This window comes from Pseudomonas sp. YNh, from assembly GCF_037993085.1.
Lineage (GTDB): Bacteria > Pseudomonadota > Gammaproteobacteria > Pseudomonadales > Pseudomonadaceae > Aquipseudomonas > Aquipseudomonas putida.
In genome coordinates this window covers 1-15,374 of sequence record NZ_JBBMRJ010000008.1, presented here as the reverse complement: position 1 = coordinate 15,374, position 15,374 = coordinate 1, and the positions used below count along the sequence as shown (strand labels likewise).

Below are 15,374 nucleotides of genomic sequence, written 5' to 3'. Positions count from 1 at the left end.
CAAACTGGCATACGCCTTGCTGTATCTAGCGACGAATGATGACAGTTGTGCGCACATAGATAACATGTTAACAATGTGCGCATAAGAACAAATCCTGCGTCGAGGGCAGCCATGCATACTCAACAATCCAACCGTCAGGGGCTGGAACGCTGGACCACGGCCATGCAACAGATCTGTGGCCGTTTCGAGACGGAACTTGCGTCCAATCACTCGCTGTTCATCGGCGAGATTTCTACCTTTTCCCGTGCCGGCTTGCCGCTGGCCAACCTGCGAACCAATGCCGGCAACATCCGCCGGCTGGGCGAAAACCCGACCCTTGACGATGACCAGCATTGTTTCCTGGTCAGCCAGCGTGCGGGGCATTCCACCGTGTCCCAGGGGGGCATGCAGGTCAGCCTGGCGCCGGGTGAGCTGCTGCTGATGGATTCGGTCGGGCGCTGCGAAATCACCCCCAGTGGGTTGATCGAACATGTCTCGCTGGCCCTGTCGCGTGAGCAGGTACGCAAGTATGTGCAAGGCAGCGGCCCGATGTTTGGCAAGATCTCCTCGAGCAACGCCTGCGGGCGCATGCTGCATGTGCTGATGGACCAACTGTGCAAGGACGGCAATGTAAGCGGTGATGGGGCCCAGGGCGACGCGCTGCAGACCGCCTTCATTGCCCTGCTGGAGCCGGGCTTCGAGCGCCATGGCGAAGCGCTGGGCAACCTTGGGGCCTTGAACGGGGCCAACCTGCGGGGCTACGTGCAGCAGGTGATCGACGAGTCCCTGTCACAGCCCGGGCTGACCCCGTCCAACCTGGCCGGTCGCCTGAACATCTCTGTGCGTCACCTGTACCGGCTGTTCGAGGAGGAGGGCGATAGTGTGTGCCGCTACATTCAGCGGGCGCGCCTGAAGCGCAGTGCGGATGACCTGGCCAACCCGTTCTTCAGGAGCGAGTCGATTACCTCGATTGCCTACAAGTGGGGGTTTACCGACTCGGCGCATTTCAGCCGCTCGTTCAAGAAACAGTTCGAACGCTCGCCCAAGGACTACCGGGCGCAGGCGATGGTTTGAGTGTGATGGTGCTGCTTGTGCGGGCCTCATCGCCGGCAAGCCAGCTCCCACAGGTATTTCACGCATCCTCAGGCCTGTGATGTACCTGTGGGAGCTGGCTTGCCGGCGATGAGGCCCCCAAGTCACTTGGCGGCGGTTCAGCGACGGCCGTTGAAGTAGCCCGACAGCTGGTGCACGGTCTTGCCGGCAGTGAGCAGCAGCGGGCGGAAATGGTCCTTGCCGAGGATGCGCGCATGCTTGACCGAGCTGACCAGGTCATAGCGCTTCGATCCCTCCTGCATACCCTCGGCGAGTATCTTGCAAATGATGTGGCTGGGCGTGACGCCAAAGCCGGAGTAGCCCTGCACATAGAAAGCGTTGGGGCGGTTGTCGAGGGTGCCTATCTGCGGAAACAGGTTGGCACTGGTGGCCATCGGGCCGCCCCAGGCCAGGTCGATGCGCACGTCTTTCAGGTAGGGGAAAATCTTCAGCATCAGCGCGCGGTTCCACGCCTTCAGGTCCAGCGGGAAGTGCTCGACGAAGGGCGTGGCGGCGCCAAACAGCAGGCGGTTCTCGCGGGTGACCCGGTAGTAGTCGATCACCGGGCGGATGTCGCTGTAGGCCCCGCGTATCGGGCTGATGCGCTCGATCAGCTCATCCGGCAATGGCTCGGTCATCATCTGGAAGGCATAGGTATTTATAGTGCGTGCGTGCAACTGCGGCTCCAGCTCGTTGAGGAAGCTGTCGCACGCCCACAGCAGCTTGCTGGCGCGTACCGAGCCACGGCCGGTGCGTACCGTGATGCGCTCGCCGTAGGTCACTTCCAGGGCCGGGCTGTGTTCGAAGATGCGCGCACCATGGCCGACCAGTGCCTGCGCTTCGCCCAGCAGCAGGTTCAGGGAATGCACATGGCCACCGCCCATGTGCAGCAGGGCGCTGCTGTAGGCGTTGCTGCCGATGATCTGGCGCACTTCGCTGCCACCGAGAAAACGGATCTCGTCGCGGGTATTGATCGCCTTGAAGGCCTTCTCCCATTTGCGCAGGGTCTGTTCCTGGCGGCGGTTGAAGCCCATGTAGCCATAGCCGTGGCAGAAGTCTGCGTCGATGGCGTAGCGGGCGATGCGGTCCTTGATGATGCCGGCGCCCAGTTCGCTGATTTCGAAAATATCCCTCACGCCCTGATCACCGACGCTGCTGCGGATCTTCTCCAGGTCGTGGCCGATGCCCGCCATGATCTGCCCGCCGTTGCGCCCGCTACCGCCGTAGCCCAGATAACGGCCCTCGAGCACGACGATATTGGTCACGCCTTGTTCCGCCAGCTCCAGGGCGGTGTTAATGCCGGAGAAACCGCCACCGATCACCACGACATCGGCCTCGATGTCGCGTTCCAGGGTTGGGAAGCTCAGGTTGTACTTCTTGGTCGCCGAGTAGTAGGTGGGGCTCTCGAGGGTGATCATGACGCCGCCTGCTGACTGGAAATGGGTAGAAATCATTCTATTAATGTATTAATGATTGTGCACTGGCATACTCGCCGGTTTGCTATTTCCAGCCTCCTTGAGCCCGCATGACCACACCAAGACCCTCCCTGACCCTGACCTTGCTGCAGGCGCGCGAAGCCACCATGGCGTTCTTCCGCCCGGCGCTGAATGCCCATGACCTGACCGAGCAGCAATGGCGGGTAATCCGTATCCTGCGCCAGCAAGGCGAGCTGGAAAGCCATCAGTTGGCGGAGCTGGCCTGTATCCTCAAGCCCAGCATGAGCGGGGTGCTCAAGCGCCTGGAGCGTGACGGCATCGTGGCGCGGCGCAAGTCGCCGGAAGACCAGCGCCGGGTGTTCATCAGCCTGACCGAGGCTGGCCAGCAAGCGTTTCTGGCGATGAGCGAGGAGATGACCCGCAACTACGACAAGATCCTCGCCCAGTTTGGCGATGACAAGCTGCAGCAGCTGATGCAGCTGCTGGGTGAAATGAAGAAGATCAAACCCTGACGCGCCAGGCGTCAGCGGTTGAGTGACAGCGAGTCTTCCAGCACTTTCAGCAGTGCTGCCGCGCGCCGCTCATAGGCGTCGGGGCCTGCGTACATCAGCTCTACATACAGGCTGTCGATGATGCCCAGGTAGGCATCGGCATACAGCGCCAGGCGGCTGTGCTGCTCATGCGCCCAGCCGTGGCGAGCTTGCAGGGCCACGCTGAACCCTTCGCGTATGCCGTCCAGGTATTGTTCAAAGCCCGAAGTGACAATCGGCTTGATGCCCGCCGGGGGCAGGAACGCCGTGCGCAACACGAAGCGCAGTTCGGCCGAGTCGCGATAACGTTCGGCCAGGTGCAGGGCCAGCCAGTGCCCCGCCGCCAGGCCGTCGCGGGCTTCCTGCGCAAAGCCGTGCTCGACAAAGGCCGTTTCCTGCACAAGCGCACGCTGGAACACCTCCACGAACAAGGCGTCCTTGTTGGCGAAATGCGCATACAGCGATGCCTTGCGCATGCCCGCCAACTGGGCGATTTCGTTCAGCGAAGAGGCGTCATAACCGTACTCGGCGAAGTGGCCGACGGCGGCATCGCACACACGCACCGCAGAAGGGGAAAGGTCTTTCAACAGCATCACTCCGTCAGGGGCGCGGCGGGCCGCGCGCGTCTTGAGGGTGGGATTGTGGTGATCGAAAATGCACGGGTCAATGCTTGTCGCAAGGCAATTTCCGGGCGCCATGGAAAGTGCAATGTTCCCCTCGTAACGTGCATTCCGCCACCCAATCGCCGCTCACATACTGATCGCGTCTTCGAATCCAATAAGAAAGAGACCGCTCATGAAAAAGCCAAACCCCCTGCTGGAAGACCTGAAGTCCGTCCTGCCGACCATTGCCGCCAATGCCATGCGTGCAGAGCAGGACCGCGGTGTGCCGGCAGAGAATATCGCCTTGCTGAAAAGCATCGGCATGCACCGCGCTTTCTTGCCCAAACACTTCGGCGGCATGGAAATCACCCTGCCGGAGTTCGCCCAGTGCATCGCCTTGCTGGCGGGGGCCTGCGCCAGCACAGCCTGGGCCATGAGCCTGCTGTGCACCCACAGCCACCAGATGGCAATGTTCTCGCCCAGGCTACAACAGGAGGTGTGGGGTAGCGACCCGGATGCTACCGCCAGCAGCAGTATCGCGCCGTTCGGCCGCACCGAAGAGGTTGAGGGTGGCGTGTCGTTCAGCGGCGAAATGGGCTGGAGTTCCGGTTGCGACCACGCCGAATGGGCGATTCTCGGTTTCCGCCGAAAGAATGCCGAAGGCGCTCAGGATTACTGCTTCGCCATCCTGCCTCGCAGCGACTATGAAATCCGTGATGACTGGTATGCCGTGGGCATGCGCGGCAGCGGCAGCAAGACCTTGATCGTGCGTGATGCCTTCGTGCCCGAGCACCGCATCCAGAAGGCCAAGGACATGATGGAGGGCAAGTCGGCGGGCTTTGGTTTGTACCCCGACAGCAAGATTTTCTTCGCCCCGTATCGCCCGTATTTTGCCAGCGGCTTCTCCACGGTCAGCCTCGGCGTTGCCGAGCGCATGCTGGAGGTGTTCCGCGAGAAAACCCGCAACCGCGTGCGTGCCTACACCGGTGCTGCCGTGGGCGCCGCCACCCCGGCGCTGATGCGCCTGGCCGAGTCGACCCATCAGGTGGCCGCTGCCCGGGCATTGCTGGAAAAGAGCTGGGACGAAATTGCCGAGCACAGTGCCCGTCACGAATACCCGTCGCGTGGCACGCTGGCGTTCTGGCGTACCAACCAGGGCTACGCCGTGAAGATGTGCATCCAGGCCGTCGACCGCCTGATGGAAGCGGCCGGTGGTGGCGCCTGGTTCGAGAGCAACGAACTGCAGCGGCTGTTCCGCGATTCGCACATGACCGGTGCCCATGCCTACACCGATTACGACGTGTGTGCGCAAATCCTCGGCCGCGAGCTGATGGGCCTGGAGCCTGACCCGGCGATGGTCTGAGCCGCCACTTGTTTTCACCCATCCCCTACAAGCACAACAACAAACAGGGCAGGCTGCCAGGCCTGCCCGGGAGTCTTGCATGTCCAAAGAAACCTTCGATTCACGTGCCTTCCGCCGCGCCCTGGGCAACTTCGCCACCGGCGTGACGGTGGTGACTGCCGCCGGCCCCAGTGGCCGCAAGGTCGGCGTTACCGCCAACAGCTTCAACTCGGTGTCGCTGGACCCGGCGCTGATCCTGTGGAGCATCGACAAGCGCTCCACCAGCCATGAAGTGTTCGAAGAGGCCTCGCACTTTGCCGTGAACATTCTGGCTGCGGACCAGATCGACCTGTCCAACAACTTTGCCCGCCCGAAGGAAGATCGCTTTGCCGGTATCGACTACGAGACCGGCACTGGCGGTGCGCCGTTGTTCGCCGATTGCGCGGCGCGCTTTGAGTGTGAAAAGTACCAGCAGCTGGACGGTGGCGATCACTGGATCCTGGTGGGCAAGGTAGTGGCCTTTGATGACTTTGGCCGCTCGCCGCTGCTGTATCACCAGGGCGCCTATTCAATGGTGCTGCCGCATACCCGCATGACCCAAGGCGCAGAGGGGCAGGCACCGAGCAGCCACTTCCAGGGCCGCCTGCAGCACAACCTGTACTACCTGATGACCCAGGCGTTGCGTGCCTATCAGGCTGACTACCAGCCACGCCAGCTGTGCACCGGCCTGCGCACCAGCGAGGCACGCATGCTGATGGTGCTGGAGAACGATGCTGGCCTGAGCCTGAACGACCTGCAACGCGAAGTGGCGATGCCGGCGCGGGAGATCGAGGAAGCGGTCGCCAACCTCAAGCGCAAAGGGCTGATTGCCGATGACGAAGGGCGAGTGCGGCTATCGGTGAAGGGCGTGGACGAGACCGAGGCGTTGTGGACCATTGCCCGGCAACAGCAGGACAAGGTGTTCGGGCAGTTCAGTGAACAGCAGCTGGAGACTTTCAAGACCGTGCTCAAGGCCCTTATCAACATCTGAACATCGCTTTGGATGGCACCGGCTGTGCCGGTGTTCGCGGGTGAACCCGCTCCCACAGGTCCAGCGCCAGTAGCAACTTCGGCGCGGTCCCTGTGGGAGCGGCTTTAGCCGCGAACACCGGCAAAGCCGGTGCCATCCAACCAGAAGCCTCAGTAGACACCACCCCCGGCACTGGGGACTACCACTGTATCCTTGAACTTCCCCGCCAGCTCGCGCAGCCCGCGCATCAGCACCGTGGTATCCACACCCACCGCCACAAATGCCGCACCCAGCTCGATGTAGCGTCGCGCCAGTTTCTCGTCCGCGCTGAGAATGCCGGCGGCTTTGCCCGCCTTGCCAATGCGCACGATCGCGTCTTCTATCGCCGCCTGCACCTCCGGGTGCCCGGGGTTGCCGCGATGCCCCATGGCCGCACTCAGGTCTGCAGGCCCGATGAACACGCCATCCACACCTTCCACCGCAACGATCTCGTCCAGGTTGGCCAGGCCTTCCTTGTTCTCGATCTGCACCAGCAGGCACATTTGCTCATCGGCGTGGTCCAGGTAACCGGGCACGGTATTCCAGCGCGAAGCCCTCGCCAGCGCGCTGCCCACCCCGCGAATGCCCTTGGGCGGGTAATGCATGGCCTTGACCAGTTGCCGCGCCTGTTCGGCAGTCTCCACCATCGGCACCAGCAAGGTTTGTGCGCCGATATCCAGCACCTGCTTGATCAGCGCGGTATCGCCGATCACCGGGCGGATCACTGCCTGGCTGGGGTAGGGTGCCACCGCCTGCAACTGGGCGAGCATGCCGCGCAGGTCGTTGGGCGCGTGTTCGCCGTCGATCAGCAGCCAGTCGAAACCGGCATTGGCCGCCAGCTCGGCGCAGTAGGCATCGGCCAGGCCGAGCCACAGGCCGATTTGCGGTTCACCGCTGTGCAGGCGTCGCTTGAAGTGGTTGATGGGCATGTCCATGGGCAGGTCCTTAAACGAAGCGGCAGGCGATGGAGCCGAGCATGTCGTAGTCGACGTGGAAGGTGTCACCTGGGCGAGCGGCGACCGGGCGGGTGAACGAACCCCCAAGGATGATCTGGCCGGGCTGCAAGGTGACGTCGTACGGCGCCAGTTTGTTGGCCAGCCAGGCAACGCCTTTGGCCGGGTGGTTGAGCACGGCAGCGCTGACCCCGGATTCCTCGATCACGCCATTGCGGTAGAGCACCGCCGGCACTTTGCGCAGGTCGATTTCGGTGGGGCGCACGGCCCGCCCGCCCATCACCACGCCGGCATTGGCGGCGTTGTCGGAGATGGTGTCGAACACCTTGCGGGTGGCCTGGGTTTGCGGGTCCACCTGCTGGATGCGCGCGTCAATGATTTCCAGCGCCGGGATCACCCACTCGGTGGCGTCCAGCACATCAAACACGGTGATGTTCGGGCCCTTCAGCGGCTTGCCGAGGATGAACGCCAACTCCACTTCAACCCGCGGCACGATGAAGCGCTCGAAGGGGATGTCGCTGCCTTCGTCGAACAGCATGTCGTCGAGCAAGGCGCCGTAGTCGGGCTCGGTGATGTTCGACGATACCTGCATGGCGCGCGAGGTCAGGCCGATCTTGTGGCCCACCAGCTTGCGCCCGGCGGCGATCTTTTTTGCCACCCAGGCGCGCTGGATGGCGTAGGCGTCTTCGATGGTGATTGCCGGTTGCTCCAGCGAGAACTGGCGCACTTGCTCGCGGGAGCGTTCGGCCTGGTCGAGGCGGTCGGCGGCGTGCTGGATGAAAGCGTTGTCTAGCATGGGGGCGGTCTCTTGATTCAAGGGTTGACGATGGCAGCCTGGGTGCGCAGCACCAGCAGGCCGCCCAGGGCGATGAAGACGGCGAGTACGTACAGGGCCAGGCTGGTGCTGTGGGTGGTGTCGCGCACCCAGCCGATGAAGTAGGGCGTGAAGAACGAGGCGATGCTGCCCAGCGAGCTGATCAGGGCAATGCCGGCGGCCTGGGTACGGGCGTTGAGGAACGCCGGCGGCAGTTGCCAGAACATCGGCAGCGCAGCGCTGGCGCCCATGCCGGCCAGCACCAGGCCGGCCATTACCGGCAGCGCCTGCTCGGGGGCAATGGCCGCAATGGCGATGCCGATGGCAGCCATCAGCAGCGGTACGCACAGGTGCCAGCGGCGTTCGCGTTGGCGGTCGCTGGAGCGGCCGCACGCCAGCATGAACACGCAGCCGGCCACGTACGGCACAGCGCTGAGCAGGCCGACACTGGCGTCGCTGGCCACACCGGCACTGTGAATCAGGCTGGGCATCCAGAACGCAAGGGTGTTCACCGCCAGCATCACCGCGCAATACACGGCCACCAACAGCCACAGCGCACGGCTTGCGAAAATGGCGCCGAACGAGGTTACGGGCTTGCGCTGTTCTTCCTCACCGAATTGCGCGCGCAGCGTGGCTTTCTGCTGCTCATCCAGCCAGCTCACCTGCTCGAAGTGCTCCGGCAAAACGGCCAGTACCACCAGGCCCAGCAACACCACCGGCGCCCCTTCGAGCAGGAACATCCACTGCCAGCCACGCAGCCCGGCCGTGTCGTGCATGAAGGCCAGGATGGCCCCGGACACTGGCCCGCCGACCACTCCGGCCAACGGCACGGCAATGGCGAACAGCGCGGTGACCTGGGCGCGGCGCCCGGCCGGGTACCAGCGGTTGAGGTAAACCAGAATGCCCGGGAAGAACCCGGCCTCGGCCGCGCCCAGGGCAAAGCGCAACAGGTAGAACGCGCTGCTGCTTTCGATCAGCAGCATGCTGGTCGACAACAGCCCCCACACCACCATCAGGCAGGCGATCCAGCGGCGTGGGCCAACGCGGTCGAGCATCAGGTTGCTGGGGACGCCGAACAGCGCATAGGCAATGAAGAACAGCCCGGCACCCAGGCCATAGACCGTGTCGGACAAGTGCAGGTCCTGGCTCATCTGCATCTTGGCGAAGCCAATGTTGATGCGGTCCAGGTGGGCGAACAGGTAGCACACCAGCAGCAGCGGCATCAGCCGCCAGGTGACTGCCCGATGGGTACTGTCGGCCCGTTCAGCGTTTGCCTCGCACGGCGAGGCTTGTTCGAGTGTGCTCATGTTTTTGTACTTGTTCTGTAATGAGTCGGGGAGGGCGTGGTTTGAGCCGGCGCGCTAGCGGTTGAACAGTGGGTGCAAGGTGCTGTGCTTGGCGTCGTAGACCTGGGCGGTGCTGTGGTCGATCTGCACGGTGATGCCGATCGGGCGCTGTTGCAGCAGTGGGTCCAGGCGCGCTTTCAACACTGCCAGCAAGCTGTCGCCCACTGTTTTGTGCACCTCGGCGCTACGGCCGGTAGCCATGCGCAGGTTGGCGTACAGAAAGCCGTATTCGCCTTTGCCGTCGGCCACCGCGCAATGGGCGGCGGGGTAGGCCAGCACGCGGGTACCGCCAGTGGGGAACACGGCTTTGCCTTCGGCATCGCGCTGTTCGAGCATGGTGTCGGCCAGGGCGCGGCACAGGCCGGGGATGTCGGCGTCGGTTTCCAGGTCGGGGGTGTAGAGCAGAACCAGGTGTGGCATGGGGGGCCTCCTCGGTGAGGGGCGGCTGGCCACCCGCCAGGGCGACCAGCCGCGAACGGGTGGGTTACAGGCGGCTGGTGGGCACCACGGCGGCCGGGTTGGCGGCCTGGGCAGCGGGGATGGCACCACCGTCCTGCGGGGTGACCGGGAAGATCGCGTTGATCTGGCCGGTGCCGGAAGAGCCGAAGTAGGGCGTGACCACTTCGGCCTTGCCGTCGTAATCGGACCAGCCCAGCGCACCCAGCAGCATTGCCGTGTCGTGCATGAAGCCTTCACCGTGGCCTTTGGCGGCGTACTCCGGCAGCATCCCGCAGAACGCTTCCCACTCGCCGTCCTGCCACATTTGCACCACACGGTGGTCGAGGGTTTCGAGGAACGGGCTCCATACCTTGGTGGCAAAGTCCGGCGCCTGGCCGTTCTGCGCGAAGCGGTGCGACAGCGAGCCGCTGGCCAGGAACGCCACGGTGCCGTCGTAGTGGTCTTCTACAGCCTTGCGCATTGCCCAGCCCAGGCGGGCACTGTCGGCCAGGTAGTGCGAGGTGCACAGTGCCGAGACCGAGACCACTTTGAAGTGCTGGTCCTGGTTCATGTAGCGCATGGGCACCAGGGTGCCGTATTCCGGGGCGAGGGTGGTGGCGTGGTGGGCCATGGTTTCGACGTTGAAGCGGTTGCACTCCTCGGCCAGCAGCTTGCCCAGCTCGGGGTTGCCGGGGAATGCGTAGGGCATGTTGCTGATGAAGTGCGGCAGTTCGTTGCTGGTGTACACGCCCTCGAAATGCGGCCCGCACAGCACGTGGTAGTTGGCGTTTACCAGCCAGTGCGTGTCGAACACGACGATGGTGTCCACGCCCAGCTCACGGCAACGGCGGCTGATTTCGTGATGCCCGTCGATGGCCGCCTGGCGAAAGCCTTGGCGCGGGCCTGGCAGCTCGGACATGTACATGGACGGTACATGGGTAATCTTGGCAGTGAGAGCGAGTTTGCCCATGGGGGTCTCCGATAAGACGCTGTTGTTGTTTTGGGGCTGACCCGGTCCCTTGTAGGAGCGGCCTTGTGCCGCGATGGGGCGCACAGCGGCCCCGGCGATATCTGCGGCGAGGCCGAAATCCAGGGGCCGCTGCGCGCCCCATCGCGGCACAAGGCCGCTCCTACACGGGCGGTGTAAACCGCACAGAGGGTTAGATGCCCCAGCGGGGAATGTGGTGATTACCCATGGAAATACACACGTTCTTGATCTCTGCAAAGACCTCGAAGCTGTACTGCCCGCCCTCACGCCCGGTACCGGAACCTTTCACGCCGCCGAACGGCTGGCGCAGGTCGCGTACGTTCTGGCTGTTGATGAACACCATGCCGGCCTCGATGCCACGGGCCAGGCGATGGGCTTTGCCGATGTCCTGGGTCCAGATGTACGAGGCCAGGCCATACTCGGTGTCGTTGGCCAGTTGCAGCGCCTCGGCTTCGTCCTTGAACGGGATCAGGCACACCACCGGGCCAAAGATTTCTTCCTGGGCAATACGCATCTTGTTGTTCACGTCGGCGAACACGGTGGGCTGGATGAACTGCCCCTTGGCCAGGTGCGCCGGCAGGTTGGCCGGGCGCTCCAGGCCCCCGGCGACCAGGCGTGCACCTTCTTCGATGCCAATGCGGATGTACCCGGTGACCTTGTCATAGTGCTGCTGGGTGATCATCGAACCGACCTGGGTTTTCGGGTCGGTCGGGTCACCTACGATCAGGCGCTTGGCGCGCGCCGCAAACTCGGCGACAAACTGCGGGTACACGCTTTCCTGGATGAAGATGCGGCTGCCGGCGGTGCAGCGCTCGCCGTTCAGCGAGAAGATGGTGAACAGCGCGGCGTCCAGCGCACGCTCAAGGTCTGCGTCTTCGAAGATCAGCACGGGCGACTTGCCGCCCAGTTCCATCGAGTACTTTTTAAGGCCCGCGGTCTGCATGATCTTCTTGCCGGTGGCGGTACCGCCGGTGAAGGAAATGGCGCGCACATCGGGGTGGCGGACCAGGGCATCGCCGGCGGTAGCGCCGTACCCCTGGATCACGTTCAGCACGCCGTTGGGGATGCCGGCTTCTACCGCCAGGCGGCCCAGTTCGTTGGCGGTCAGAGGCGACAGCTCGCTCATCTTCAGCACGGCGGTGTTGCCCAGCGCCAGGCACGGCGCAGTCTTCCAGGTAGCCGTCATGAACGGCACGTTCCATGGGCTTACCAGGCCGCACACACCCACCGGCTGGTACAGGGTGTAGTTGAGCATCTGGTCGTCGACCGGGTAGGTATGGCCGTCCATGCGCGTGCACACTTCGGCGAAAAAGTCGAAGTTGTGCGAGGCACGCGGGATCAGCACGTTCTTGGTCTGGTGGATCGGCAGGCCGGTGTCGAGGGTTTCCAGCTCGGCGAGTTTCGGCACGTTCTGCTCAATCAGCTCACCCAGCTTGCGCATCAGCCGGGCACGTTCCTTGGCCGGGGTGTTGGCCCACTTGGGGAAGGCTTCCTTGGCCGCAGCCACAGCCTGGGCCACTTCCTCGGCGCCGCCGCTGGCGACTTCGCAGATGGCGTCGCCGGTGGCGGGGTTGTAGTTGACGAAGGTGTCTTTGCTCTCGACCTCACGGCCGTTGATCCAGTGCTTGATCATGCTGCTCATGCCTTGTTGTTCTTGAAGAAGTCAGCTTCGCTGACGATACGGTTGACCAGGCGACCGACGCCTTCCACTTCCACCACCACTTCGTCACCCGGCACCACATCGGCCAGGCCTTCTGGCGTGCCGGTGGCGATCATGTCGCCCGGTTGCAGGGTCATGAAGCTGGAGAAGTATTCGATGAGGTGCGGGATGTCGAAGATCATGTCCGCGGTGGTGCCTTCCTGCTTCAGCTCACCGTTGATCCAGGTGCGCAGCTTCAGGTTGCTGACGTCTGGCACATCGGCCGCATCGACGATCCACGGGCCGACCGGGGTGGTGGCATCGCGGTTTTTAACCCGCAGGTTGGGGCGGTAGTAGTTTTCCAGGTAGTCGCGGATGGCGTAGTCGTTGCACACGGTGTAGCCGGCAACGTAGGCCAGGGCGTGCTCACGCTTGACGTTCTTCGCCGCTTTGCCGATCACCGCCACCAGCTCGCACTCGTAGTGCATGTATTCGACGTTGTCCGGGCGCCAGGTGACCTGGTTGTGGCCGGTGTAGGTGCCTGGCGACTTGATGAAAGCCAACGGTTCGGTGGGCGGCGCGAAGGCCAGCTCCCTGGCGTGGTCGGCGTAGTTCAGGCCCAGGGCGAACATGCTGCCGGTGGCGGGTGGCAGCCAGGTGACCTGGTCCTTATGGACCAGGCGGCCGTCGGCAAGGCGCAGGTGATCGTCTTCGACCGTGACATCGTGGGCCTGGCCGTCGAACTGGATACGGGCGTGTTTCACAGGTAATTCCTCACTCGGCGACGATGTGGTTGGTCAGCTTGCCCAGGCCGTCGATCTCGATGTCGACGCGGTCACCTGGCTGTACATCGACGCGGCCCTCGGGGGTTCCGGTGATCAGGATGTCGCCGGCGTGCAGGGTCATGAACTCGCTGATTTCGGCAATCAGCTGCGCCACCGTGCGTACGCAGTTGGCGGTGTTGTTGTGCTGGCGCAGTTCGCCGTTCACATACAGGCGCAGGCCCAGGGCATCGGGGTTGGCCACTTGGCTGGCGGGCACCAGTTCAGGGCCGACCGGGCAAAAACCATCACGGCACTTGGCCTTGACTGCAGGGCGGTAGTAGCTGTCTTCGGGCAGGCTCACTTCGTTGACGATGGTGTAGCCCGCCACATGCTCCAGGGCATCGGCCACGCTGACGCGGCTGGCGTCCTTGCCAATCACCACTCCCAGCGCCGGGCCGGGTTGCACGCGCTGCACGCCGGCCGGGAATACCACCTGGCCTTCATGCTGGTTGCGGGTGTTCGGGGTCTTGACGAACAACACCGGCTTGACCGGCAGTTGCTTGTACGGTGCTTCCACGAACGCCGCTTGGTGCTGCTGCAGCAAACCCTGGTAGTTCAGCGCGACGCCGAACAGGGTGCCGCTGGCAACGTCATGCAGGGCATGGCTCATGCTCTTCTCCTGGCAGTGCAGGGCGGTGGCCGTCCTGCGGATTTCGTTAATGTGTTAATGTTATAGTTAATATGTTAACGATGGTCAAGGGGTGGCCAGTGGCGCCTGCCGGCAAGGCAAGGCACCATGGGCCATCGTCAACAGGGTCAAGCGATTTGCGAGCAAGCAGCCATGAGCGACCGGCATCCGATACCGAACATCAACATTGGCCAGGTCTACGACCAGCGCTACAGCGACAGCGAGGTGCATTACGACCGGCTGGGCAACCTGGCGGGCTTTTTCGGGCGCAACATGCCGGTGCACCGGCATGACCGGTTTTTCCAGGTGCATTACGTGAAGTCGGGCACAGTACGGGTGTATCTGGATGACCAGCAGTACATCGAGGCCGGGCCGATGTTCTTCCTCACGCCACCCACGGTGGCGCACGCGTTCGTCACCGAAGCGGACAGCGACGGGCATGTGCTGACGGTGCGCCAGCAACTGGTGTGGCAATTGATCGAAGCCGACGCCAGCCTGCTGCCGGCGGGCATGCAGGTGCAGCCGGCCTGTGTGGCGCTGGGCAACCTGCCGGCCGAATACAAGGCCGAGGCGCAGCGCCTGCAAGGCTGGCTGGACGCGTTGAGTGACGAGTTTGCCACGCAGCAACCGGGTCGCGAGGCGGCGTTGCAGTCGCTGACCCGCCTGATCATGATCAGCCTGCTGCGGCTGTGCCCCAACTCGCTGGAATCGACCCCGGCGCGGCATGAAGACCTGAAGATCTTCCACCGTTTCAATGCCCTGATCGAAGCGCATTACCTTGAGCATTGGCCGCTGGCCCGCTACGCGCAGCAGATTGGCGTGACCGAGGCACGGCTGAACGATGTGTGCCGGCGCATCGCCGACTTGCCATCCAAGCGCCTGGTGCTGGAACGGCTGATGCAGGAGGCCAAGCGTTTGCTGTTGTTTTCCGGCAGCACGGCCAACGAAATCTGTTACCAGCTCGGCTTCAAGGACCCGGCCTATTTCAGCCGCTTCTTCAACCGCTACGCCAAGCTCACACCCGGGGAGTACCGCCAGCGGCAGGCAGAATTGCAGTGAAATGGCCATGGCGGCTCACCCGGGTGCTGTTGTTGTTTACAGCGGATGGTCGCAGCCCGCGCGCCGGGCTTGAATGGGTTTTCCGTGGAACAGATTGCACTTTCCATCGTGCATGCCCTTAAATTCGTGAATTGAGAAAAAGCCACAGGTTTGACCATGACCAAGACGCAACCTTCGCTCACGCTAAGCCTGTTGCAGGCCCGAGAAGCCGCGATGGCATTTTTCAGGCCGCTGTTGAACCAGCACGACCTGACCGAGCAGCAATGGCGGGTAATCCGCATCCTCAAGCAGCACGGCGAGCTGGAGAATTACCAGTTGGCGGAACTGGCCTGCATCCTCAAGCCGAGCATGACCGGGGTACTGGGGCGCCTGGAGCGAGACGGGCTGGTGCGGCGGCAGAAGGCCGCGCAGGACCAGCGACGGGTGTTCGTCAGCCTGACCGAAGGAGGGGAGGCGTGCTTTGCCTCGATGAAGGAAGGCATGGAGGCCAACTACCAGAAGATTCAGGCGCAGTTTGGTGAAGAGAAGCTGCAGCAGCTGATGGGGTTGTTGAATGACCTGAAGCGCATCGCGCCATAACGTTTTTCTGGTCTTGTAATCGATGGACTCGCCCCCGCCGAGGCATCACAGTGCCACGGTGGCGTTCGAAGAAGCCA

General features: G+C 63.3%; 16 protein-coding genes. 6 read left to right on the top strand and 10 right to left on the bottom strand.

Going from position 1 to position 15,374, the window contains the following annotated elements; genetic code table 11:
* Window positions 1-111 precede the first annotated feature (111 nt).
* Window positions 112-1,053, top strand: coding sequence for a transcriptional regulator FeaR (gene feaR, locus WF331_RS10230; protein WP_340622869.1), 942 nt, complete (start codon window positions 112-114; stop codon window positions 1,051-1,053).
* A gap of 137 nt (window positions 1,054-1,190) precedes the next feature.
* On the opposite strand, the gene WF331_RS10225 is transcribed toward feaR, so the two are convergent.
* A complete protein-coding gene (locus tag WF331_RS10225) occupies window positions 1,191-2,489 on the bottom strand; it encodes an NAD(P)/FAD-dependent oxidoreductase (RefSeq protein ID WP_340622868.1) in 1,299 nt (432 codons plus the stop codon).
* Window positions 2,490-2,596: 107 nt separating this feature from the next.
* Between WF331_RS10225 and hpaR (WF331_RS10220) the strand changes: the two genes are divergently transcribed.
* On the top strand, window positions 2,597-3,019 hold the full coding sequence (gene hpaR, locus WF331_RS10220) for a homoprotocatechuate degradation operon regulator HpaR (RefSeq protein WP_016498989.1): 423 nt from the start codon (window positions 2,597-2,599) through the stop codon (window positions 3,017-3,019).
* A gap of 11 nt (window positions 3,020-3,030) precedes the next feature.
* On the opposite strand, the gene WF331_RS10215 is transcribed toward hpaR (WF331_RS10220), so the two are convergent.
* Window positions 3,031-3,630: a TetR/AcrR family transcriptional regulator gene (locus WF331_RS10215; RefSeq protein WP_016498990.1), complete on the bottom strand. Its 600-nt coding sequence runs from the start codon at window positions 3,628-3,630 to the stop codon at window positions 3,031-3,033.
* A 202-nt stretch (window positions 3,631-3,832) separates the two neighbouring features.
* Between WF331_RS10215 and WF331_RS10210 the strand changes: the two genes are divergently transcribed.
* Window positions 3,833-5,002 carry a p-hydroxyphenylacetate 3-hydroxylase oxygenase component gene (locus WF331_RS10210; protein ID WP_340622867.1) on the top strand — a complete coding sequence of 390 codons (1,170 nt, stop codon included), beginning with the start codon at window positions 3,833-3,835 and terminating at the stop codon, window positions 5,000-5,002.
* A gap of 79 nt (window positions 5,003-5,081) precedes the next feature.
* Window positions 5,082-6,011 (top strand): p-hydroxyphenylacetate 3-hydroxylase reductase component, encoded by a 930-nt coding sequence (locus WF331_RS10205; RefSeq protein ID WP_016498992.1) that lies wholly within the window; start codon window positions 5,082-5,084, stop codon window positions 6,009-6,011.
* Window positions 6,012-6,160: 149 nt separating this feature from the next.
* Here the strand turns inward: WF331_RS10205 and hpaI are convergent, their stop codons facing one another.
* From hpaI to WF331_RS10165, 8 genes are all read right to left on the bottom strand, one after another.
* Window positions 6,161-6,964 (bottom strand): 4-hydroxy-2-oxoheptanedioate aldolase, encoded by an 804-nt coding sequence (gene hpaI / locus WF331_RS10200; RefSeq protein ID WP_016498993.1) that lies wholly within the window; start codon window positions 6,962-6,964, stop codon window positions 6,161-6,163.
* A 10-nt stretch (window positions 6,965-6,974) separates the two neighbouring features.
* Window positions 6,975-7,778: a 2-oxo-hept-4-ene-1,7-dioate hydratase gene (hpaH, locus tag WF331_RS10195; RefSeq protein WP_049274708.1), complete on the bottom strand. Its 804-nt coding sequence runs from the start codon at window positions 7,776-7,778 to the stop codon at window positions 6,975-6,977.
* 17 nt (window positions 7,779-7,795) lie between these two features.
* Window positions 7,796-9,103, bottom strand: coding sequence for an MFS transporter (locus tag WF331_RS10190; RefSeq protein ID WP_340622866.1), 1,308 nt, complete (start codon window positions 9,101-9,103; stop codon window positions 7,796-7,798).
* A 54-nt stretch (window positions 9,104-9,157) separates the two neighbouring features.
* Entirely contained in the window at window positions 9,158-9,562 is a 405-nt protein-coding gene (locus tag WF331_RS10185) for a 5-carboxymethyl-2-hydroxymuconate Delta-isomerase (protein ID WP_016498996.1), read from the bottom strand.
* A gap of 64 nt (window positions 9,563-9,626) precedes the next feature.
* Entirely contained in the window at window positions 9,627-10,550 is a 924-nt protein-coding gene (gene hpaD / locus WF331_RS10180) for a 3,4-dihydroxyphenylacetate 2,3-dioxygenase (RefSeq protein ID WP_016498997.1), read from the bottom strand.
* Between the two features lie 190 nt (window positions 10,551-10,740).
* A complete protein-coding gene (hpaE, locus tag WF331_RS10175) occupies window positions 10,741-12,201 on the bottom strand; it encodes a 5-carboxymethyl-2-hydroxymuconate semialdehyde dehydrogenase (protein ID WP_041167996.1) in 1,461 nt (486 codons plus the stop codon).
* 5 nt (window positions 12,202-12,206) lie between these two features.
* Entirely contained in the window at window positions 12,207-12,971 is a 765-nt protein-coding gene (locus WF331_RS10170; RefSeq protein WP_340622865.1) for a fumarylacetoacetate hydrolase family protein, read from the bottom strand.
* A gap of 10 nt (window positions 12,972-12,981) precedes the next feature.
* Window positions 12,982-13,641 carry a fumarylacetoacetate hydrolase family protein gene (locus WF331_RS10165; RefSeq protein ID WP_084967395.1) on the bottom strand — a complete coding sequence of 220 codons (660 nt, stop codon included), beginning with the start codon at window positions 13,639-13,641 and terminating at the stop codon, window positions 12,982-12,984.
* A 171-nt stretch (window positions 13,642-13,812) separates the two neighbouring features.
* Here WF331_RS10165 and hpaA point away from each other — a divergent pair, with 171 nt between their 5' ends.
* Complete coding sequence (hpaA, locus tag WF331_RS10160) at window positions 13,813-14,718, top strand: 4-hydroxyphenylacetate catabolism regulatory protein HpaA (RefSeq protein WP_016499001.1); 906 nt, start codon at window positions 13,813-13,815, stop codon at window positions 14,716-14,718.
* A gap of 156 nt (window positions 14,719-14,874) precedes the next feature.
* On the top strand, window positions 14,875-15,297 hold the full coding sequence (gene hpaR / locus WF331_RS10155; protein WP_016499002.1) for a homoprotocatechuate degradation operon regulator HpaR: 423 nt from the start codon (window positions 14,875-14,877) through the stop codon (window positions 15,295-15,297).
* The last annotated feature ends 77 nt before the right edge of the window (window positions 15,298-15,374 follow it).